Raw genomic sequence first — 19,955 nt, 5'->3', positions numbered from 1 at the left:
GCGGTGAATCCGGCTTAGCGCACCAGACACGGCTTCTTGTTATCGAACGTCCAGCCCGGAATCAGAAACTGCATCGCCACGCTGTCATCCCGCGCACCCAGCCCCATGCCTTTATAGAGCTCGTGGGCCTTGGCCACCTGGTCCATGTCCAGTTCCACGCCCAGCCCCGGCTTCTTCGGCACCTGTACGCAGCCGTCAACGATTTGCAGCGGCGCTTTGGTCAGGCGCTGGCCGTCCTGCCAGATCCAGTGAGTGTCGATGGCGGTGATGTCACCCGGTGCGGCGGCCGCGACGTGGGTGAACATCGCCAGGGAAATGTCGAAGTGGTTGTTGGAGTGCGAGCCCCAGGTCAGGCCCCACTCGTGGCACATCTGCGCCACGCGCACCGAACCCTGCATGGTCCAGAAGTGTGGGTCGGCCAGCGGGATGTCCACCGACTGCAACTGAATCGCATGGCCCATCTCGCGCCAGTCGGTGGCGATCATGTTGGTGGCGGTTTTCAGGCCGGTGGCGCGGCGAAATTCGGCCATCACTTCACGGCCCGAATAGCCGTTTTCCGCACCACACGGATCTTCGGCATACGCCAGCACATGATGCTGGTCGCGACACAGACGAATCGCTTCTTTCAGTGACCACGCGCCGTTTGGATCAAGCGTAATTCGCGCATCGGGGAAGCGCTCGGCCAGTGCTGTCACCGCTTCAATTTCGGCATCGCCGCTGAGCACACCGCCCTTGAGCTTGAAGTCCTTGAAGCCATAGCGCGCATGAGCAGCTTCGGCCAGGCGCACCACGGCGTCAGCGGTCATGGCTTGCTCGTGACGCACGCGGAACCAGTCGTTGTCGGCATCCGGTTCGCTGCGGTAAGCGAGGTCGGTTGCCCGGCGATCGCCCACGTAGAACAGATAGCCGAGCATCTTCACTTCATCACGCTGCTGGCCTTCGCCAAGCAGTGCGGCGACCGGCACATCGAGGTGCTGGCCGAGCAGGTCGAGCAGGGCGGCTTCGAGCCCGGTGACCGCGTGAATGGTGATGCGCAGGTCGAAGGTTTGCAGGCCACGGCCGCCGGCATCGCGGTCGGCGAAGGTCTGGCGCACCTGGTTGAGGATCTTCTGATACGTGCCGATCGGGTTGCCGACCACCAGGCTGCGGGCGTCTTCGAGGGTCTGGCGAATGCGTTCGCCGCCGGGCACTTCACCGACGCCGGTGTGGCCGGCGTTGTCCTTGAGGATGACGATGTTGCGGGTGAAGAACGGCCCGTGGGCACCGCTCAGATTGAGCAGCATGCCGTCGTGGCCAGCCACCGGAATGACTTGCATCTCGGTGATGATCGGAGCTTTGGCGATGTCGTGTGCGGTCATGTCGGGTTGTCCTTTCAAGCGTGTTTCGGCGCGGTATCGGCCACGGAGACGTCAGGTGCGGATTTGGGTGTCATGCGGGCGGCGAACACGATGATGGCGGCGATGATCGAGGTCGCGGCCAGACCATAGAGGCCGCCCTGGATCGAGCCGGTGTGTTGTTCCAGCAAGCCGAAAGTGGTGGGGGCGACGAAGCCGCCGAGATTGCCCACCGAGTTGATCAGCGCGATCACGGCGGCGGCAATCCGCGCATCGAGATAGGCCTGCGGAATCGGCCAGAACAGCGACGATGCGGATTTGAAACCCAGCGCGGCAAAGCAGATCGCAACGAAGGCAAAAATCGGCCCGCCGGTGGTGGACATGAACATCCCCGCAGCGGCGATCAGCAACGCCGTGGCGACCCACGCCTGCTGGTGTTTCCACTTCGCCGAGAACGAGGCGAACGCGTACATGCCGATGATCGACAGCAACCACGGAATCGAGTTGAACAGGCCGACCTGGAAGTCACTCATCTCGCCCATTTTCTTGATGATGCTCGGCAGCCAGAAGGTCGCCGCGTAGATGGTCAATTGAATGAAGAAGTAGATCAGGCAGAACAGGATGATCTGGCGATCCTTGAGCAGTTTGCCCAGCGACGGCCGGATTGGCGTCGCGGCTTCGCGGGCCTTCTGTTCATCGTCGATGGCCTTGACCAGGGCGTCCTGTTCGGCGCGGGTCAGCCACTTGGCGTCGTGGGGTTTGGCGTCGAGCCAGAACCACACGAATACGCACAGGCAGACCGAGAACATCCCCTCAATGAAGTACATCCACTGCCAGCCGTGCATGCCCAGACCTTCGATCTGTAACAGCAAGCCGGACAACGGGCCGGAAATCAGCGAGGCCACCGCCGAACCGCTCAAGAAAATCGCAATTGCCTTGCCGCGCTCGGCTCCCGGCAACCAACGAGTGAAGTAGTAGATCACTCCGGGAAAGAATCCGGCCTCGGCCACGCCGAGCAGAAATCGCAGGATGTAGAAGTGGGCTTCGTTCTGGATGAACGCCATGCCGGCGGCCACCAGGCCCCAGGTGAGCATGATGCGGGTCAGCCAGATTCGTGCGCCGACCTTTTGCAGCAGCATGTTGGAAGGGACTTCGAACAGCGCGTAACCGATGAAGAACAGACCGGCACCGAAACCATAGGCCGCGGCACCGATGCCGAGGTCGTGTTCCATGTGGGTGCGGACGAAGCCGATGTTCACCCGGTCAATGTAATTGACGATGAACATGATGACGAACAGCGGCAGGACGTGGCGTTTGACTTTGGCAATGGCGGAGGACAGCGCGGAATTGGCGCCCTCGTTCATCCCGGCAATGGATGATTTCACTTGGTTTTCTCCCACTCGTTATTTTTATGCGGGGTTTGGCTGGATGTTGCGTTGTTGATAGACATCATACAACTGCGTTTTTTTGTCCTACAAGTGGGGGCGCTCAATCAAATTTATCTACGGCGAAGGTTTTTTATGCTTTTCTGGATTCGAAGTGCCGTATTTATTGGGCTTTAAAGGGTGGTTGCGGGGTTGAACTGTGGAGTGCCAACCCAGCGAATGTGGAGTGATGGCGTGAAGGTATTGAAAGTTCTTAAACGAAAAATGGTTGTTGTCATACAAGTTGAGCGCTTGAAATCATAGGAGCTCATACAAGTCATCGTCTGCAGTGCTACGATCGGAATGCCCCGTTCACCGGATCCGACCATGCAAGAAGACCTCGACGCCCCCGCCCGTAAACGCGCCCACAACCTGGCCCATGACCTGGTGGAGAAACTGACCCAGAGCATCCTGCTCGGCCAGATGCTGCCCGGTGACAAGTTGCCGTCGGAAAACTCGATCGTTCAGGAGCACGGCGTCAGCCGCACCGTGGTGCGTGAGGCGATTTCCAAATTGCAGGCGTCGGGGTTGGTGGAGACGCGGCACGGCATCGGCACCTTCGTGATCGAACGCGTGCCGGAGCAGGGGTTGCGGCTGAATGTCGACACCGCGCTGGGGGTGCGCAGTATTCTTGAATTGCGCATGGGGCTGGAGACGCAAGCAGCAGCACTGGCCGCGCAGCGTCGTTCCGAACAGCAACTGTTGCAGATGCGTCAGGCGCTGGACGACTACCAGCGTCTATTGGCCAACAACGACAGTTGCGTCGAGGCCGATCGGCGCTTCCACCTGTTGATTGCCGAAGCCACCGGCAATGTCTGCTTCACCGAAATCATGCAGCATCTGGGCAGCGCGATGATCCCGCGCACTCGGGTCAATGCGGCCGAGCGAGGGGCGGTGGATTTGAGCAAGCTCGGGCAACTGGCGAATCTCGAACATGAAGCGATCCTCAACGCGATCAAGCGTCAGGACCCCGACGCGGCGCGCGCGGCGATGTGGCTGCACCTGACCAACAGTCGTGATCGGTTTTCAGCCACGAATTGAAGCCGCCGGTTCGATAGCTGCGACTAAACAGCGCCGAGATCGCGCATCAACAAGCCGAAGCGCAGATCCACCGCATCCGGAATCGGCAGATACACGGTGTGCCCATCCCCCGGGGCTACGTCGATGGTTTCGCCCTTGAGGTTCTGCAACTCATGCAGATCAAAATGGAAATTGCCCTTGGGTGTCATCAGTTCCAGGTGATCGCCCAGTGCAAAGCGGTTCTTCACTTTGACCTCGGCCAGACGATCCCGGCGCTCGCCGGTCAGTTCGCCGACAAACTGCTGACGCTCCGACACTGAGCTGCCGTTCTGGTAGTTCTGGTATTCGTCATGCACATGGCGGCGCAGGAAACCTTCGGTGTAGCCGCGCTGGGCGAGGGATTCAAGATCGGTCATCAGGCTGCGGTCGAACTCGCGGCCGGCCACCGCGTCGTCGATGGCCCGGCGATAGACCTGGGTGGTGCGTGCGCAATAGAAGTGCGATTTGGTCCGGCCTTCGATCTTCAGTGAGTGCACGCCCATGCGGGTCAGGCGCTCGACGTGCTGCACCGCGCGCAGGTCCTTGGCGTTCATGATGTAGGTGCCGTGCTCGTCTTCGAAGGCCGGCATCATCTCGCCGGGACGGTTGGCTTCCTGCAACAGGAACACCTGATCGGTGGGGGTGCCGAGGCCGAGGGTCGGTTGCGGTTCGAAGGTCTGCACGATTTCGCCGAGCTGGTTTTCCGTGGCTTCCTGCGCCGAATATTTCCAGCGGCAGGCGTTGGTGCAGGTGCCCTGATTGGCGTCACGCTTGTTCATGTAGCCCGAGAGCAGGCAGCGGCCGGAATAGGCCATGCACAGTGCGCCGTGCACGAACACTTCCAGCTCCATGCCCGGCACCTGTTCGCGGATTTCGCCGATCTCTTCCAGCGACAGTTCACGGGACAGGATGATCCGGCTCAGCCCCTGTTGCTGCCAGAACTCGACGCTCGCCCAGTTCACCGTGTTGGCCTGCACCGACAGGTGGATCGGCATCTGCGGAAAGTGTCGGCGCACCAGCATGATCAGGCCGGGGTCGGACATGATCAGCGCGTCCGGCGCCATCTCGATCACTGGCGCCAGATCCTTGAGGAAGGTCTTCAGTTTGGCGTTGTGCGGCGCGATATTGACCACCACGTAGAAGCGTTTGCCCTGGGTCTGGGCTTCGCGAATGCCGAGCGCCAGATTGGCGTGATCGAACTCGTTGTTGCGCACCCGCAGGCTGTAGCGCGGCTGGCCGGCATACACCGCATCAGCCCCATAGGCAAAGGCGTAACGCATGGTTTTCAGGGTGCCGGCGGGGGCGAGCAGTTCGGGAGTGAAAGAGGTCGTCATGGCGGCGTCGGTCGCAAAAGCGCGGCAGGGTAGAGCAGTTGCACCGAGGGTTTATTGATCTGGATCTATGCTCCATGAAGAAACAGGGCACTCGCGCCGACGCTGGCTGACTAAACGGGACGGGCGCGGGTGGCGCCTGACTGACCTGGACCGGACATGAACCAAAAGAGTCTGCAATTCAAATCCCTCACCGTGCTGCTATTGCTGGTGACGGTCGCCTTTATCTGGATCCTGTTGCCGTTCTACGGCGCGGTGTTCTGGGCGGTGATACTTGGCATCCTGTTTGCGCCGATGCAACGCCGGTTGCAATTGAAATTCGGCTGGCAACGCAACCTGACGTCGCTGTGTACTTTGAGCATCTGCCTGGTGATCGCGATCCTGCCGGTGATCGTCATCGGCGTACTGCTGGTGCAGGAAGGCGCGACGCTCTACGACAACATCGAAAGCGGCAAGCTCGATATCGGCGCGTATCTGGCGCAGTTCAAGCACAGTCTGCCGCCGTACTTTCAGCACCTTCTCGACCGCTTCGGATTGGGCGAACTCAATGCCTTGCGCGAGAAGATCGTCAAGGCTTCGATGCAGGGCAGCCAAGTACTGGCAACTCAGGCATTCAGTTTCGGCCAGGGCACTTTCGAGTTCGTGGTGAGTTTCTTCATCATGCTGTACCTGTTGTTTTTCTTTCTGCGCGATGGTGCCGATCTGGCGCGCAAGGTGCGCACGGCGATACCGCTGGAAGAACATCACAAGCGTCGTTTGCAGCTGAAGTTCAACCGCGTGGTGCGCGCGACGGTAAAGGGCAACCTCGTGGTCGCGATTACTCAAGGGGCTTTGGGCGGGGCGATATTCTGGTTTCTCGACATTCCCAGTGCGTTGCTCTGGGCGGTGCTGATGGCATTTCTGTCGCTGTTGCCGGCGGTGGGTGCGGGGATCGTCTGGGCGCCGGTGGCCGTTTACTTCCTGCTCAGCGGGATGATCTGGCAGGGCGTGGTGCTGGGATTGTTCGGGGTGTTCGTGATCGGTCTGGTGGATAACCTGTTGCGCCCGATCCTGGTGGGCAAGGATACCCGGATGCCGGACTACATGATCCTGATTTCGACGTTGGGCGGAATGGCGGTCTTTGGCCTCAATGGTTTCGTGATCGGGCCGCTGATCGCTGCATTGTTCATGTCGAGTTGGGCGCTGTTCATCGAAACCAGACCAAAAGTGCAGTTGCCTTAAGCCTTGAACGGGTCGTTGAGCAGTTGTTGCGACAGCGCCTGCGCCGCTGGCAAGGACGTGAGCGGGCCGCTGACGGGCTCGCCGTCGCGCACCAGATACCAGCAGGCGAGCAGGCCCAACTCTCTGAGCGATGCGGGAACGGCGCTACCGATAACGGACATGATTTGAACCTGGGCCATGAAAAGTACCTCCATCAATCTGTGGAGCTACCTTAGGGAATTGGCCGTTTCAGGGACAATCAACGCTTTCGATAGTGGTCATTGATGCCAGTGAGGGCTGGCTCAATCCACCACTTGATCGAGCATGTGAATGATCTCGTGTTCGTTGAGAAAGCCCTTGCGGACCAGGTTTTCCGCCAGCAGCGAGAGAAATTTCGCCGTGCGGTGGCCTTCCAGGTGCTTGAGTTCGGTCAGGGTGTTGTAGACCTTGCTCGAAGTGCATAAGCCGACGATACGGTGAGGATTCTGTGTAGGCATTCAAGTCGTCCTTGTTGTTATCAACCTGTTGTATGCGGACGGATTCAGAGTGCAGTTCCGTCATGATAAATAGATGACCGTTGTGTTTTGCCCCTTACGGTCGAGTCCATCATGCCGACTTTAGCGGTTCAAACTGTCCCCACAACGACCTTGGCGAAATTTTTTCAGACCTTGGCCGACGGACGGTCAGCTTTCCCGGAGGCAATAAAAAGCCCCGCTATCAAGCGGGGCCTTGTGTACCGGTTACCAACGCGGACCACCGTAGTAGTGTGGCCGACCGTAGTAACCACGCGGCGGACCGTAATACACCGGGGCCGGTTGGACGTAGACCGGTTGCTGCACATAAACCGGGGCCGGCTGATAGTAGACCGGTGGCGGCGGTTGCTGCACGTAGACCGGTGCCGGTTGAGCGTAAACAGGCTGTTGGACGTACACCGGCCGATCCTGGTTGATGAGCGCCGAGCCGATGATGGCCGAGCCGACGATCGCACCAAATACCGCCGGGCCCTGCCAGCCACCGCCGTGGGCTTCTGCCTGACCCGTGATCGCGAATGCACCAATCAACAAGGCCACGATGGGGAGTTTACGAATCATGATAATTCCTCGGTTCTTCGACCCGGCGTCCGAGCCTGCAACAGGCTCGGGATGGCGCGGGGATACTTCTAAGACAGCAACATTTTGAAAAACAGCACGGCCGCTAGGTAAATTTTGTGTAAGGTCTGTACCGGTTTGTTTACCGGATTTCCGGCATCGACTGTGATGCCCGGAACAGACCGCCTTATGATCGTTCAGAACCCGATGGTCTGGCTAATCCCGTCCATCCGAAAGTGCATTCGAAGGAGCCTCCCATGCAGATGAACCCCAACAAAGACACCCAACTGTGCATGTCCCTGTCTGGGCGTCCCGGGAATTTCGGTCTGCGGTTTCATAACCATTTGTATGAACAACTGGGACTGAATTTCTACTACAAGGCGTTCAGCAGTCAGGACCTGCCCGGTGCGGTCGGCGGAATTCGAGCGCTGGGGATTCGCGGTTGCGGCGTGTCGATGCCGTTCAAGGAAGCGAGCATTGCGTTGGTCGATGAACTGGATGCCTCGGCGGCAGCGATCCAGTCGATCAATACCATCGTCAACACCAACGGCCATCTGAAGGCCTACAACACCGATTACATCGCCATTGCTCAATTGCTGGAAACCCACGCGGTGCCGAAGGACACGACGTTCGCCCTTCGCGGTAGCGGCGGCATGGCCAAGGCTGTGGCCAGTGCCTTGCGCGATGGCGGTTACAAAAACGGTTTGATCGTGGCCCGCAACGAGCGCGCCGGTCGGGCGCTGGCGGATTCCCTGGGCTATCGCTGGCAGGCAGAACTGGGCGACGAGCGTCCGCAGATGCTGGTCAACGTCACCCCGGTGGGCATGGACGGCGGCCCGGAGGCGGGTCAGCTTTCTTTTGACGTGGATGTGATCAAGTCTGCAGATACTGTGTTCGATGTAGTGGCGATTCCCTCGGAAACCCCGCTGATCGTGCGTGGCCGTGCCGAAGGTAAAAAGGTGATCACCGGGCTGGAAGTGATCGCGATCCAGGCGCTGGAGCAGTTCGTGCTGTACACCGGCGTGCGGCCGACGGTCGAGCAGTTCGATGCAGCGGTGGCGTTCGCGCGCAGTTGATGAAGCCTGTTCAACGGTAAATCCGCCCGGATTTGCCGTTGCCTATACTGCCGGATCAGCAGGCGCAGACTTGCCCATCACAAAAAGCCGAGGTTTGCATGCATCCGCCGATTCTCAACCTGAATGATGTCGAACTCGAACCACTGCCCGCAGCCCTGTCTCCCGAAGGCGAAACCGCCGGGCGTTATCAGCAGCGTCTGGCCCGGATCGGCCAGCAACTGGGCGCGCAGAAACTTGGTTATCGACTGTATGCGCTGCCGCCGGGCATGCGCGGCAGCCCGTTTCACAGTCATCGTGTGAATGAGGAAATGTTTTACGTGGTGGCCGGGGAAGGGGAAATGCGCCTGGGCGCCGAACGTTTCCCGATTCGCGCCGGGGACGTGATCGCCTGCCCGCCGGGCGGCCCTGAAGCAGCGCATCAGATCATTAACACCAGTGCTGCGGAGCTGCGCTATCTGGCGGTCAGTACCCAGCAGCAACCGGAAATCTGCGAGTACCCGGATTCGAACAAATACGCGGTAATGGATAACTTCAACGTCGATGCCGAAGGCAATGCCTCGGGATTTGTCGCGGTGGCGCGGCAAGCGGACGGGGTGGATTACTGGGACGGCGAATAACGCCGCCCCGGTGTGCTTATTCTTCGAGGCGGGCCAGACGTTCTTCCAGCGCCGCAATCCGCGCTTCCAGTTCTTCGATTCGCTCCACTGACACACCGCTGGCAGCCCCGCGTTCACTTGGATTCTGCCGGGCCGCGATAATCGCCTCGATGTCCGCCGGATCGCCCAGTGCGTGGGTGTAGCGATCCTCTCGTTGGCCGGCCTGGCGCGGAATCAGCACCGCCAGCTCCCGGGCGATCAGGCGTTCCAGCTGATGCACCACTTGTTCGGTGTCTTCGAATTCATGCATGCGACCGCTGCGGGTCAGCAGTTCGTTGACCGTCTGCGGGCCGCGCAGGAACATCAAGCCGGTCAGGATCAATTGCGCCGGCACCAGTTCCAGCGCCTTGTCGACCTTGTGCTCCCAGCGGTCGGCGCGGCTGCCCATCACCAGTTTGGCGAAACCGCGGCTTTCGAGGGCGCGCAGGCTTTGGCCGACCTGGCCCTGGGTCAGGTTCATCACCGGTTCCCGGCTGGTTTTCTGGTTGCAGGCCAGTACCAGCGCGTTGAGGGTCAACGGGTAGGTTTCCGGGCTGGTGGCCTGTTTCTCGATCAACGAGCCCAGAATGCGGATTTCCGTGGCGTTGAGCCGTGGTTCGTCGGAGCGGGTTTCAAATTCTGTGGTCATCGCGCGTTCCCTCTGCAGTCGAAGGCGCCTAGCCTAATCCTTGCTGGATAAAAGACAAGCCGCGCCGCCATGCGAGCATGGCTATAATCGCCCCCACGATTCACCCAGCCACCACGTGAGACTGCCATGACCATTTCCCTGTACGCCGCATCCGTTCCGGTTTTCCAACAAATGCTCAACGCCGTGAGCGATGTGCTGAAAAAGGCTGAAGCCCACGCCACCGAGAAAAACATCGATCCGAACGCCTTCCTGCAAGCGCGTCTGTACCCGGACATGTTTCCGCTGGTACGTCAGGTGCAGATCGCCGTGGACTTCGCCAAAGGCGTGTCCTCGCGTCTGGCCGAAATCGAAATCCCGAAATATGACGACACCGAAACCACCTTCGCCGAGCTGCAAGCGCTGATCGCCAAGGTTCTGGCCTTCATCGGCGAGATCAAGCCAGAGCAGATCAATGGCAAGGAAGGCATCGAGATCGTGACCCGTCCGGGCACCCCGAAAGAGAAGCGCTTCAGTGGCCAGGCTTACCTGCTGAGCTACGGTCTGCCGCAGTTCTTCTTCCACGTCACCACCACCTACGCGCTGCTGCGTCACAACGGTGTGGAAGTGGGCAAGCGCGATTACATGGGCGCGTTCTAAAACGCTCTGCAACAAAAAGCCCGCCAAGGTTTACGCCTTGGCGGGCTTTTTGTTGCGCCGGGTTTTTACGCCGGGCGCTGGGCTTTCTGTTCTTCGCCCAAGCAAGCGGCAGCGGTGAACAGTACGTCGGTGGAGGAGTTCAGTGCTGTCTCGGCGGAATCCTGCAGCACGCCGATGATGAAGCCGACTGCCACCATCTGCATGGCGATTTCGCTCGGGATGCCAAACAGGCTGCACGCCAGCGGAATCAGCAGCAGCGAGCCCCCGGCCACGCCCGAGGCGCCACAGGCGCAGATTGCGGCGACGACGCTGAGCAGGATCGCGGTCGGGATGTCCACGGCGATGCCCAGGGTGTGCACGGCAGCGAGGGACAGCACGGTGATGGTGATCGCCGCGCCGGCCATGTTGATGGTGGCGCCGAGCGGGATCGATACCGAGTAGGTGTCTTCATGCAGACCCAGGCGCTTGCTCAGTTCCAGGTTGACCGGAATGTTCGCCGCCGAGCTGCGGGTGAAGAATGCGGTGATGCCGCTTTCGCGCAGGCACTGGAGTGTCAGTGGGTAAGGGTTGCGACGCAGCTTCCAGAACACGATCATCGGATTCATCACCAGCGCCACGAACAGCATGCAGCCGAGCAGCACTGCCAGCAGATGCGCATAACCGATCAATGCTCCAAACCCGGAGGTGGCCAGGGTCGATGCCACCAGGCCAAAAATACCCAGCGGTGCGAAACGGATGACCACCCGAACAATCACCGTCACGCCGTTGGACAGATCCCCCAGCACTTCGCGGGTGGTGTCACCGGCGTGCCGAATCGCCACGCCCATGCCGATGGCCCAGGCCAGAATGCCGATGAAGTTGGCGTTCATCAGTGCGCTCACCGGGTTATCGACCACGCTCAGCAAAAGGCTTTGCAGCACTTCACTGATGCCGCCCGGCGCGCTCACCGCGATGTTGTCGGTGGACAGCACCAGATGCGACGGGAACATCATGCTGGCAATCACCGCGACCACGGCGGCCGCAAAGGTGCCCAGTAGATACAGGAACAGAATCGGCCGGATGTGGGTTTCCTGGCCGTGCTTGTGGTTGGCGATCGAGGCCATGACCAGCACGAACACCAGGATCGGTGCCACGGCCTTCAACGCCGAGACGAACACCTTGCCGATGAAGGCCGTGGCTTTGGCCGCTTCCGGCGCGAACAGCGCGAGCGCGATGCCGGCAATCAGGCCGATCAGGATCTGGGTCACCAGGCTGAGGCTTTTAAGACGTTGCAATAGAGAAGGGGATGAAGCGGTCATGAACGGCATCTCTGTTTTTTATAGGGTGCAAGGTTGCGCAATCCGGGCGTTGAATCGGGGCAGGCCACAGACACGAACCAAAAGGACTGACGCGCCAGCCACGCCGTTAAACGGGTGGTTGAACAGGGTGTACGTTTCGCAGGGCGCGGACTTTATCACAGCGTCGTCCGATTCCTTCAGGCATGTGACGATCTGCCACCGGAACCCTCTGCAACTTAGACAGGTTTGTGCAAGTCACTCGGGAAACACTCTGTTAAGATTGCGCATCCTTATTTTCAAATTCTGCCAGCGGGCCTTCGGGTCAGCGCTGGTGTCGTCGTTTTGCTGGAGTTCCTCATGCTGTTGCCCATCCTTCTGTTGTCCGCCGCCGGATTCACGGTGCTGACGACGGAGTTCGTCATTGTCGGCCTGCTGCCGGCGATTGCCCGCGACCTGGCCGTCACCATCCCGCAGGCCGGGTTGCTGGTGACTCTATTCGCTTTCACCGTGGCCATGTTCGGTCCTTTCTTGACGGCATATTTCGCCCGCTTCGAGCGCCGCAAACTGTTCATCACCATTCTGATCATGTTTGGGCTGGCCAATACCGTTGCGGCGCTGGCGCCGAACATCTGGGTCATGGCCATTGCCCGGCTGATCCCGGCGCTGGGGCTGCCGGTGTTCTGGGCGTTGGCCAGTGAAACGGCGGTGGATATCGTCGGCCCGGACTTCGCCGGTCGCGCGATCGCCAAGATCGGCTTCGGCATCGTCTGCGCCACCGTGTTCGGGATTCCGGTCGGCACGCTGATTTCCGATGCGTTCGGCTGGCGCAGTGCGTTCGCCATTCTGGCGGTGATCGCGTTCGCCAAGGCGTTGCTGCTGTTTGTCTATCTGCCGAAAACCAGCCTGCACCAGCATCAGGTCAGCTTCGCTTCCCAGTTCAAGATACTGCGCAGCCCACTGATGCTGGGCCATGTGCTGTTGTCGATTCTGGTGTTCAGCGGCATGTTCACCGCCTACACCTATCTGGCGGATATCCTTGAGCGTCTGGCCGGCTTCAATGGCACCGTGGTCGGCTGGTGCCTGATGGGCTTTGGTGCGGTTGGCTTGATCGGTAACTCGCTGGGCGGTCGTGCGGTGGATCGCCATCCGCTGATGGCTTCGGTGATGTTCTGTGCGTTCATGATCCCGGGGATGGTGGCGCTGGTGCCGAACATCAATTCGTCGCTGGGTCTGGCGGCGGCGATGGGCATCTGGGGCGTGACCCAGGCGGCCCTGTTTCTGGTCAGCCACGTGCGTTTGATGAAAGCGGCACCGGAAGCGCCGGCCTTCGCCGCGTCGCTGAACATTGCCGGGGCCAACCTCGGGATCGGTCTGGGCGCGATCATTGGCGGTCGAGTGATCGACAGCGCTGGTCTGGGTTTTGTGGGCTTTGCCGCTGCCGGATTCATTCTGCTGTCGATTTTCCTCGCCATGGTGCTGATGGTGCTCAAGCCGCGCGACGTCTGCGCGCCGGCTTAAAACGCTGTAAACAGTTCGCGTCGGGCACCTTCGGTAATCGCTTTGATGCCGGGGTGCTTGACCTTGCGCTCCACCGAGATCGCGTAGAACGACTCGCTCACCGCATCGGTCTGGCCGATCAACTCGACGCCGTACTGGCGCTTCACCTCATCGGCAATCACGCTCGGGCCGATGAAAATCCCGCTGCCGGACTGACCAAACGCCTGCATCAAGGCGCTGTCATCGAATTCCCCGACAATCCTTGGCTGAATCTGCTGCTCGGCGAACCAGCGCTGCAAACGGCTGCGCACTACTGTTTCCGCGCCGGGGATCAACAGCGGCGCGCCGTGCAGACTGCGCGGGAAATCCTGACCGTATTGCGCTGCCAGTTCGGCGGTGGCGAAAAAACTGATCCCGCATTCCCCGAGTTTCTGACTGTAGCCCTTGATGTCCAGGTGCGAGGGCATGGGGCTGTCGGAGATCACCAGGTCCAGGCGCTGGATCGCCAGATCCGCCAGCAGGCGCTCGAGTTTGTCTTCGCGGCAGGTGATGCGCAGCGGTTCGCTCAATTCCATGGTCGGCGCGATCAGGCGATAGACGATGGATTTGGGCACCACGTCCGCCACGCCGACCCGGAACAGAATCTGCTGTTCGTTGGGCTGGGCGCGCAGCATCAGTTCCAGTTCGCCACCGAGCTGGAACATCTGTTCGGCGTAAGGCAGGGCCTGACGCCCGGCTTCGGTCAGCTCGAGCTGCCGGCCGACCCGTTGAAACAACTCGATGCCGTAGGTCTGTTCAAGCAGGGATATCTGCCCGCTGATGGTTTGCGGCGTCAGGTTCAGTTGCTCGCAGGCGCGCACGATGCTGCCGGTCTTGGCCACCACCCAGAAGTAATGCAGTTGTCGGTAATTGAGCATGGGATTCGGTCCGTCAAATACAGTTCGTATAAATCGAAGTATAGCCGCTAAAAATACGAATTTTCCTGAAGTGTTTGTCTCCCTAGAATGCCCAGCCATCGACGGCCGGTCTGTATGGCGCTGTCTGTTCTATCGAGGGAGGCATCATGAAACTAAAAACTACAGCGTTACTGTTCGCGTCTTTACTGGTACTGGCCGGTTGCGACCAGGCCGAAAAGAGCGCCCAGCAACTGATGGGGCAGGCGGCCGAGGCGGCGAAACAAGCCATCGACGACACGCATAAAGCCGCCGAAGAGGCACTCAGCGATGCCACCGGCAATCTGATCAGCAAGAAAGAACCGAAAGACGACGAAGAAAAATCCGAATCGTCCTCCCAGGAAATCTAAACCGTCTTACACAGAGTCAGGACTGACCCATGGAATACCTGTTAGAACTCGCTTCCAGCCCGACGGCCTGGATTGCCTTGGCCACACTGGTGGTGATGGAAATCGTGCTCGGCATCGATAACCTGATCTTTATCTCGATCCTGACCAACAAGCTGCCCGAGCAGTACCGGCAGAAGGCTCGTCGCCTGGGCATCGGCATGGCGCTGATCATGCGACTGGCGCTGTTGAGCACCATCGCCTTCATCGTCCAGTTGACCGAGCCGGTCATCGAGATCCTGGGCCAGGCGTTCTCCTGGAAGGACATGATCCTGATCGCCGGTGGTCTGTTCCTGGTGTGGAAAGCGACGACCGAGATCCATCACAGCATGGATCCTGCGCCGGAAGATCCGAAGAGCGCCACCTCGACGGTGACTCTGGGCTTCGCCGCCGCGATCGGGCAGATCCTGATGCTGGACATGGTGTTCTCGATCGACAGCATCATTACCGCTGTCGGCATGACCGAACACTTGCCGATCATGGTGATTGCGGTGGTGGTTTCAGTGCTGGTGATGCTGTTTGCAGCTGATCCGCTGGCCAAGTTCATCAACGACAACCCGACGGTGGTGATGCTGGCTCTGGGCTTCCTGATCATGATCGGCATGACGCTGATCGCCGAAGGCTTCGGCGCCCACGTACCGAAAGGTTATGTGTATGCCGCCATGGCGTTCTCGGCTGCGATTGAAGTGCTGAACATGATGTCGCGCCGCGCCAAGCAGAAGAAATTGACTGCCGAAGCGTAATTGCTGGAAAACCAAAGGCCGCCTGAACTCGCGAGAGTCCAGGCGGCCTTTTTGTTTGTGTCGGCTACAGAAAATCAGTGCGCGGTGGCGTGACGGGCGTTGTGTTTCTCGATCTTCCTGGTCGGTGCAGGTTGTACCGGGTGGTGATGGCGGCGGGAAATCCGCAACACGCCCCACAGCATGGCGGCCGCAACGGCCAGCCAGCCGGCAATCAGCATTACGATGGTCATGGTCAGGCTCATCTGTGCCTCCTCTTGCCCTGCGTCGGGCGCTCGCTCTTTGGCTCTTATCTGAGTGACAGTCTAGTCGCTGGTGTGTTTCAAGCTATTGACCAAAGGTCGGTGGTGACCAATCAGTTCGCTCTATACAGCCGATGGATCTGTCGCTTTGGGCTATACCGCAGCGTGGCGCCGTCCTATGATCCTCGACCAAGCCGGAACACGATGACCGGTAACTGATCAAGAGAGTGACGATGGTGCAGCTATTTTCCCGGATTCGCGCGGCGCTGCTGGTGGCCGGTTGCGTGACAGCTTTGGTGGGGTGTGCGGGCAGTGTGGCGCCGGAGGTCAAGCGCCTGCCGGAGCGGGTCGAACTCAGCGGCACCTTCTATCGTGGCGAGGCCTATCAAAGCGGGCCGCAGGTGCTGGCCAGTCTGCTGTCGCAGCAGGGCATCGTGATCACGCCGGGTCTGCTGGAAAAGCCGCTGCACTTACCGGGCGCTGAGGACAAGTTGCAACAGAATCTGCAGAGCCTGGCGCGTGAATACGGCATGGTCGTGTATCCGCTGGACAGCAATCTGCCGGCGCTGCTGACTCAGGTGGCGGCCGGGTATCCGGTGATGGTGCGTTTCAGCGAGGGTTCGGCGTTTTGGGCCGAGCCGCGTTACGCGATCCTGTCGGGCTACGACCGTCTGAAGCAGAAGGTGCTGCTGCGCGCGGGGATGAATCGCCGTGAATTGATGAGCTTCAGTTCGTTCGAGTCGGCTCTCGAAAAATCCGGCGGCTGGGCAGTGTTGATCCAGAAACCGACGCAGATTCCGGCAGCGGTCGATCAGCAGCGCTGGCTCAAGGCCGCCGACGCGCTGGCTCAGGCCGGGCAGGAACGGGAAGCGGCGCAGGCAAGGAAGGCACTGGCAGCGCATTGAGGCTCCGTTCGTCGCCTGTCGGGCACCCTGGAGGAGCATGTGCTTCTGAACTGTAGCGTCCCGTGTTTTACGGGCCAGTATCAGGAGGCGAGCATGGCAATTCCAAATTCACCCAGCGGTCCGCATTCTTCCGAGCATGGCAATGGCGACGATCTGGGCTTCGATCCGGACTCGCCGGATCTGGACGATCCGCAAGTCGATCCCATCGGCCCTGCAAAGGCGCCGAAGGATGTGCAGCCGGGCGATGATCCCAAGCGTCCGGCCAAGCCTTACGATCCCTTGGCTGATCTCAAGCCTTGAAGCGAGGTGCGTATGAGTACCGATTCGAGTTTCGACGACCACAAACCTGACAGTGTGCCTGCCACACCTGAGCCGGAGGTTGATCCGGTGCTGGATCCGGACAGCCCTCTACGCGATCCGTTGGCGCGTCCGGCAGTGGTCACGCCAGAGCATTCGCGCGACCCGAGCGCCGGTGACGGCATTCCCGATGACGACAAGATGCCGTTGCCCAACGACTGAGTGCATGAATGAAAAAGCCCCGACGATTCGGGGCTTTTTCATGGGGGGCGGATTACTTTGAGGCTTCGATCACGCCGCTCTGGCGACTCTTGAGGTTCTTGTCAGCCTTGTATTGCTGGGCCACGGCCGGGACGTTGGCGCTCTTGCCGGTTTCCACCCAGCTGCGGATGCGGCTGGCATCGGCGAAGTGAGTGTATTTGCCGAACGCGTCGAGAATCACCAGCGCGACGGGACGGTTGGCCATGCGGGTCACCAGCACCAGGCAATGACCGGCGGGGTTGGTGAAACCGGTCTTGGTGATGCGGATATCCCAGTCGGCCTTGTTGACCAAGTGATCGGTGTTACGGAAACCCAGGGTGTAATTGGGTTTGCGGAACGAGACGGTCTTTTCCTTGGTGGTGGTCAGCTCGATCAGAAGCGGCTGTTTGTGCGCGGCTACCAGCAACTTGCTCAGGTCGCGGGCGGTGGAGACGTTGCGCTCCGAGAGACCGGTGGGTTCCACAAAGTGCGTGCTGGTCATGCCCAGCGCCTTGGCCTTGGCGTTCATCGCTGCGATGAATGCCGCGTAACCGCCCGGATAGTGGTGAGCCAGGCTAGCGGCGGCGCGGTTTTCCGAGGACATCAGGGCAATCAGTAACATCTCTCGGCGGGGCAGTTCGCTTCGCAGTTTGACGCGAGAAAACACACCTTTCATTTCAGGTGTATGGCTGATGTCAACGTCAATCCATTCGTCCATGTTCTGGTGCGCTTCGACCACTACCAGGCCAGTCATCAACTTGCTCACGGAAGCGATGGGCACCACCACGTCCGGGTTGCTGGAATAAATGACTTTGTTGGTCTGCAGATCCATCAGCAGGGCGCTGCCGGAGGCAATTTTCAACTGCGAAGCGTCTCGAGGGGCAGCGGTGGTTTCGGCGGCGTTGACCGTTGGCGTGAGGAGCGTGCCTGAAAATGCAAAAACCAGGCTCAGGATGGACAGGCGAATATTCACGCGGGCGAACTCATGAAGGTTGGAAATGCCGTAATTTGTAACGGCCTGTGTCGTAAAAACGACGCATTTTAGGAGTATGGCTGAAGAACTGTCGATGGTTGTTTGAGGCGCATGAAAAAGTCGTGAAAAGCCCTGTAAAAATAGGGGTTTCCGGCGAACGGTAAAGGTTTTTTCGAGGGCATGAAAAACCCCGCACGAGGCGGGGTTACAGGCAAGCTGAAAACACGACTCAGGCGTGCAGGGTTTCTGCTGCGTAGAGGGTATTTTCCAGCAGGCAGGCGCGGGTCATCGGACCGACGCCGCCCGGTACCGGGGTGATCCAGCCTGCGCGCGGCAGGGCGGTTTCGTACACGACATCACCGACCAGTTTGCCGTCTTCCTGACGGTTGATGCCGACGTCGATGACGATCGCGCCTTCCTTGATCCACTCGCCCTTGACCAGACCCGGCTTGCCGGCGGCCACGACCACCAGATCGGCGCGGCCGACGTGGCCGGCCAGATCCTTGGTGAAGCGGTGGGTGACGGTCACGGTGCAACCGGCCAGCAACAGTTCCATCGCCATCGGGCGACCGACGATGTTGGACGCGCCAACAACAACGGCGTCCATCCCGTACAGATCGGCGCCGGTGCTTTCCAGCAGGGTCATGATGCCCTTCGGGGTGCACGGGCGCAGGAGCGGAATGCGCTGGGCCAGGCGGCCGACGTTATAAGGATGGAAACCGTCGACATCCTTGTCCGGGCGGATGCGCTCCAGCAGTTTGGAAGCGTCCAGGTGCTCTGGCAGAGGGAGTTGAAGCAGAACGCCGTCGATTGCCGGGTCATCGTTCAGTCGATCGATCAGATCGGTCAGCGCTTCTTGAGTGGTTTCGGAAGGCAGGTCGTAGGCTTGAGAGAGGAAGCCGACCTCTTCACAGTCTTTACGCTTGTGCGAGACATAAACCTGAGAGGCAGGATCGCTGCCAACCAGGATCACCGCGAGGCCTGGCGTGCGCAGACCTTGCTGGCGACGTTCGGCAACCCGTTGGGCGATCTGCTGGCGCAGGCTGGCGGCGATCGATTTGCCGTCGATTAGTTGTGCAGTCATTGCGCGTGATTAACCATCGAGAGGGGAAAAAAAGAGAACGCATTCTCGCATGTCAAACGGTGAGGGCAAAGGCGCTTGGTCAGCAAATTCCCCTAAGCCCTTTAATTAAATGAATTTTTTTTAAAAAGGATTTGACGACCTTCGGGTCGCTCTATACTATTCGTCGCACTTGTCGGGCACAGCCTAGCACTGGTTAAGAAGGTCGAACGAAATTACGGTTTCGAATGACTGGAAAGCACTTAGTTTGTAGTCCTCCAAGGGTACAGCTAACAAGGCGCCCGTAGCTCAGCTGGATAGAGCATCCGCCTTCTAAGCGGATGGTCGCAGGTTCGAGTCCTGCCGGGTGCGCCATTAGGCAGCATTGGCACAAGTAGCGCGATATGGTGGGCGTAGCTCAGTTGGTAGAGCACGGGATTGTGACTCCCGTTGTCGTGGGTTCGATCCCCATCGTCCACCCCATATTTCGAAAGGCGCCAGATGTAACAGTCTGGCGCCTTTGCTTTAAAAAGCTTCATCCGCGGATGTGGTGGAATTGGTAGACACACTGGATTTAGGTTCCAGCGCCGCGAGGCGTAAGAGTTCGAGTCTCTTCATCCGCACCAATCAAAGCTTCATTCATGCCGTTGGCCGGATGAAGTTTTACAAAGAAGTTGTTTGGCTTCTTTGGCACGCAATATGGTGGGCGTAGCTCAGTTGGTAGAGCACGGGATTGTGACTCCCGTTGTCGTGGGTTCGATCCCCATCGTCCACCCCATATTCCGAAAGGCGCCAGATTTAACAGTCTGGCGCCTTTTTTGTTTTACGGTTTCGGATTTTCGCGGCTGCAGGTTTCGGGTCGCAGGGCAGGGTGCTTCGTCGTATTAATGTTGCTCGATGATGCGCGCTGCCTGCCGACCATGCTTGCGCGGTCGGCTGTCAGGGAGATGATT

23 protein-coding genes and 4 tRNA genes are annotated in these 19,955 nt (G+C 59.6%); 15 read left to right on the top strand and 12 right to left on the bottom strand.

Annotation, left to right across the window (positions count from 1 at the left end; all coding sequences use genetic code 11):
- Window positions 1–14 precede the first annotated feature (14 nt).
- Together gudD and MKZ87_RS23760 are read right to left on the bottom strand one after the other, a co-directional pair.
- A complete protein-coding gene (gene gudD, locus MKZ87_RS23765; RefSeq protein WP_085698970.1) occupies window positions 15–1,358 on the bottom strand; it encodes a glucarate dehydratase in 1,344 nt (447 codons plus the stop codon).
- Window positions 1,359–1,372: 14 nt separating this feature from the next.
- Entirely contained in the window at window positions 1,373–2,719 is a 1,347-nt protein-coding gene (locus MKZ87_RS23760) for an MFS transporter (protein WP_234205632.1), read from the bottom strand.
- A gap of 366 nt (window positions 2,720–3,085) precedes the next feature.
- On the opposite strand from MKZ87_RS23760, the gene MKZ87_RS23755 reads away from it, so the two are divergent.
- Entirely contained in the window at window positions 3,086–3,799 is a 714-nt protein-coding gene (locus MKZ87_RS23755; protein ID WP_085703283.1) for a FadR/GntR family transcriptional regulator, read from the top strand.
- A 23-nt stretch (window positions 3,800–3,822) separates the two neighbouring features.
- On the opposite strand, the gene yegQ is transcribed toward MKZ87_RS23755, so the two are convergent.
- Window positions 3,823–5,151, bottom strand: a complete 1,329-nt coding sequence (gene yegQ / locus MKZ87_RS23750; RefSeq protein WP_085703282.1) for a tRNA 5-hydroxyuridine modification protein YegQ — start codon at window positions 5,149–5,151, stop codon at window positions 3,823–3,825.
- A 156-nt stretch (window positions 5,152–5,307) separates the two neighbouring features.
- Between yegQ and MKZ87_RS23745 the strand changes: the two genes are divergently transcribed.
- Entirely contained in the window at window positions 5,308–6,369 is a 1,062-nt protein-coding gene (locus MKZ87_RS23745) for an AI-2E family transporter (RefSeq protein ID WP_085698978.1), read from the top strand.
- On the opposite strand, the gene MKZ87_RS23740 is transcribed toward MKZ87_RS23745, so the two are convergent.
- The 3 genes from MKZ87_RS23740 to MKZ87_RS23730 all read right to left on the bottom strand — a co-directional run bounded on the left by MKZ87_RS23740 (window position 6,366) and on the right by MKZ87_RS23730 (window position 7,439).
- Window positions 6,366–6,548: a hypothetical protein gene (locus MKZ87_RS23740; RefSeq protein WP_085686588.1), complete on the bottom strand. Its 183-nt coding sequence runs from the start codon at window positions 6,546–6,548 to the stop codon at window positions 6,366–6,368. The genes MKZ87_RS23745 and MKZ87_RS23740 overlap by 4 nt on opposite strands.
- 102 nt (window positions 6,549–6,650) lie before the next feature.
- Window positions 6,651–6,845 carry a hypothetical protein gene (locus MKZ87_RS23735; RefSeq protein WP_085698980.1) on the bottom strand — a complete coding sequence of 65 codons (195 nt, stop codon included), beginning with the start codon at window positions 6,843–6,845 and terminating at the stop codon, window positions 6,651–6,653.
- Window positions 6,846–7,088: 243 nt separating this feature from the next.
- Window positions 7,089–7,439 carry a hypothetical protein gene (locus MKZ87_RS23730; protein WP_007951578.1) on the bottom strand — a complete coding sequence of 117 codons (351 nt, stop codon included), beginning with the start codon at window positions 7,437–7,439 and terminating at the stop codon, window positions 7,089–7,091.
- 254 nt (window positions 7,440–7,693) lie between these two features.
- Between MKZ87_RS23730 and MKZ87_RS23725 the strand changes: the two genes are divergently transcribed.
- Together MKZ87_RS23725 and MKZ87_RS23720 are read left to right on the top strand one after the other, a co-directional pair.
- Window positions 7,694–8,512: a shikimate 5-dehydrogenase gene (locus MKZ87_RS23725; protein WP_085703281.1), complete on the top strand. Its 819-nt coding sequence runs from the start codon at window positions 7,694–7,696 to the stop codon at window positions 8,510–8,512.
- A gap of 98 nt (window positions 8,513–8,610) precedes the next feature.
- Window positions 8,611–9,129 carry a cupin domain-containing protein gene (locus MKZ87_RS23720; protein ID WP_085703280.1) on the top strand — a complete coding sequence of 173 codons (519 nt, stop codon included), beginning with the start codon at window positions 8,611–8,613 and terminating at the stop codon, window positions 9,127–9,129.
- Between the two features lie 16 nt (window positions 9,130–9,145).
- Here MKZ87_RS23720 and MKZ87_RS23715 read toward each other — a convergent pair whose 3' ends face one another.
- Window positions 9,146–9,796, bottom strand: coding sequence for a YceH family protein (locus MKZ87_RS23715; RefSeq protein WP_085703279.1), 651 nt, complete (start codon window positions 9,794–9,796; stop codon window positions 9,146–9,148).
- 126 nt (window positions 9,797–9,922) lie between these two features.
- Here MKZ87_RS23715 and MKZ87_RS23710 point away from each other — a divergent pair, with 126 nt between their 5' ends.
- Entirely contained in the window at window positions 9,923–10,432 is a 510-nt protein-coding gene (locus tag MKZ87_RS23710) for a DUF1993 domain-containing protein (RefSeq protein WP_007951572.1), read from the top strand.
- A 65-nt stretch (window positions 10,433–10,497) separates the two neighbouring features.
- On the opposite strand, the gene sstT is transcribed toward MKZ87_RS23710, so the two are convergent.
- Window positions 10,498–11,730: a serine/threonine transporter SstT gene (gene sstT, locus MKZ87_RS23705; protein WP_266202047.1), complete on the bottom strand. Its 1,233-nt coding sequence runs from the start codon at window positions 11,728–11,730 to the stop codon at window positions 10,498–10,500.
- A gap of 336 nt (window positions 11,731–12,066) precedes the next feature.
- Here sstT and MKZ87_RS23700 point away from each other — a divergent pair, with 336 nt between their 5' ends.
- The gene (locus MKZ87_RS23700; protein WP_007951570.1) at window positions 12,067–13,227 is read left to right on the top strand and encodes an MFS transporter; all 1,161 of its coding nucleotides are present in this window, start codon (window positions 12,067–12,069) and stop codon (window positions 13,225–13,227) included.
- On the opposite strand, the gene nhaR is transcribed toward MKZ87_RS23700, so the two are convergent.
- Window positions 13,224–14,123 carry a transcriptional activator NhaR gene (gene nhaR, locus MKZ87_RS23695; protein WP_007951569.1) on the bottom strand — a complete coding sequence of 300 codons (900 nt, stop codon included), beginning with the start codon at window positions 14,121–14,123 and terminating at the stop codon, window positions 13,224–13,226. The genes MKZ87_RS23700 and nhaR overlap by 4 nt on opposite strands.
- A gap of 146 nt (window positions 14,124–14,269) precedes the next feature.
- Here nhaR and MKZ87_RS23690 point away from each other — a divergent pair, with 146 nt between their 5' ends.
- Both MKZ87_RS23690 and MKZ87_RS23685 read left to right on the top strand, forming a co-directional pair.
- Complete coding sequence (locus MKZ87_RS23690) at window positions 14,270–14,509, top strand: hypothetical protein (protein WP_085698988.1); 240 nt, start codon at window positions 14,270–14,272, stop codon at window positions 14,507–14,509.
- 29 nt (window positions 14,510–14,538) lie between these two features.
- The gene (locus MKZ87_RS23685; RefSeq protein ID WP_085686574.1) at window positions 14,539–15,288 is read left to right on the top strand and encodes a TerC family protein; all 750 of its coding nucleotides are present in this window, start codon (window positions 14,539–14,541) and stop codon (window positions 15,286–15,288) included.
- A 74-nt stretch (window positions 15,289–15,362) separates the two neighbouring features.
- On the opposite strand, the gene MKZ87_RS23680 is transcribed toward MKZ87_RS23685, so the two are convergent.
- Window positions 15,363–15,530 carry a hypothetical protein gene (locus tag MKZ87_RS23680; protein ID WP_169431021.1) on the bottom strand — a complete coding sequence of 56 codons (168 nt, stop codon included), beginning with the start codon at window positions 15,528–15,530 and terminating at the stop codon, window positions 15,363–15,365.
- Window positions 15,531–15,760: 230 nt separating this feature from the next.
- Between MKZ87_RS23680 and MKZ87_RS23675 the strand changes: the two genes are divergently transcribed.
- The 3 genes from MKZ87_RS23675 to MKZ87_RS23665 all read left to right on the top strand — a co-directional run bounded on the left by MKZ87_RS23675 (window position 15,761) and on the right by MKZ87_RS23665 (window position 16,951).
- Window positions 15,761–16,432 (top strand): peptidase C39 family protein, encoded by a 672-nt coding sequence (locus tag MKZ87_RS23675; protein WP_039767624.1) that lies wholly within the window; start codon window positions 15,761–15,763, stop codon window positions 16,430–16,432.
- A 93-nt stretch (window positions 16,433–16,525) separates the two neighbouring features.
- Window positions 16,526–16,732: a DUF6021 family protein gene (locus tag MKZ87_RS23670; RefSeq protein WP_085703278.1), complete on the top strand. Its 207-nt coding sequence runs from the start codon at window positions 16,526–16,528 to the stop codon at window positions 16,730–16,732.
- Between the two features lie 12 nt (window positions 16,733–16,744).
- Window positions 16,745–16,951 (top strand): hypothetical protein, encoded by a 207-nt coding sequence (locus tag MKZ87_RS23665; RefSeq protein ID WP_085698995.1) that lies wholly within the window; start codon window positions 16,745–16,747, stop codon window positions 16,949–16,951.
- Between the two features lie 52 nt (window positions 16,952–17,003).
- Here MKZ87_RS23665 and pbpG read toward each other — a convergent pair whose 3' ends face one another.
- Together pbpG and folD are read right to left on the bottom strand one after the other, a co-directional pair.
- Entirely contained in the window at window positions 17,004–17,942 is a 939-nt protein-coding gene (pbpG, locus tag MKZ87_RS23660) for a D-alanyl-D-alanine endopeptidase (RefSeq protein ID WP_011335039.1), read from the bottom strand.
- A 229-nt stretch (window positions 17,943–18,171) separates the two neighbouring features.
- Entirely contained in the window at window positions 18,172–19,026 is an 855-nt protein-coding gene (gene folD, locus MKZ87_RS23655; RefSeq protein WP_011335038.1) for a bifunctional methylenetetrahydrofolate dehydrogenase/methenyltetrahydrofolate cyclohydrolase FolD, read from the bottom strand.
- A gap of 274 nt (window positions 19,027–19,300) precedes the next feature.
- On the opposite strand from folD, the gene MKZ87_RS23650 reads away from it, so the two are divergent.
- The 4 genes from MKZ87_RS23650 to MKZ87_RS23635 all read left to right on the top strand — a co-directional run bounded on the left by MKZ87_RS23650 (window position 19,301) and on the right by MKZ87_RS23635 (window position 19,780).
- Window positions 19,301–19,377: transfer RNA gene (locus tag MKZ87_RS23650), tRNA-Arg, on the top strand.
- 32 nt (window positions 19,378–19,409) lie between these two features.
- Window positions 19,410–19,485: transfer RNA gene (locus MKZ87_RS23645), tRNA-His, on the top strand.
- A 58-nt stretch (window positions 19,486–19,543) separates the two neighbouring features.
- A tRNA-Leu gene (locus MKZ87_RS23640) sits at window positions 19,544–19,628 on the top strand.
- A 76-nt stretch (window positions 19,629–19,704) separates the two neighbouring features.
- Window positions 19,705–19,780: transfer RNA gene (locus tag MKZ87_RS23635), tRNA-His, on the top strand.
- Window positions 19,781–19,955: the final 175 nt, after the last annotated feature.

It is taken from the genome of Pseudomonas sp. MCal1, assembly GCF_026341415.1.
Lineage (GTDB): Bacteria > Pseudomonadota > Gammaproteobacteria > Pseudomonadales > Pseudomonadaceae > Aquipseudomonas.
Note: the sequence above shows the minus strand (reverse complement) of the source record. Positions and strands in the feature narration are given on the sequence as shown.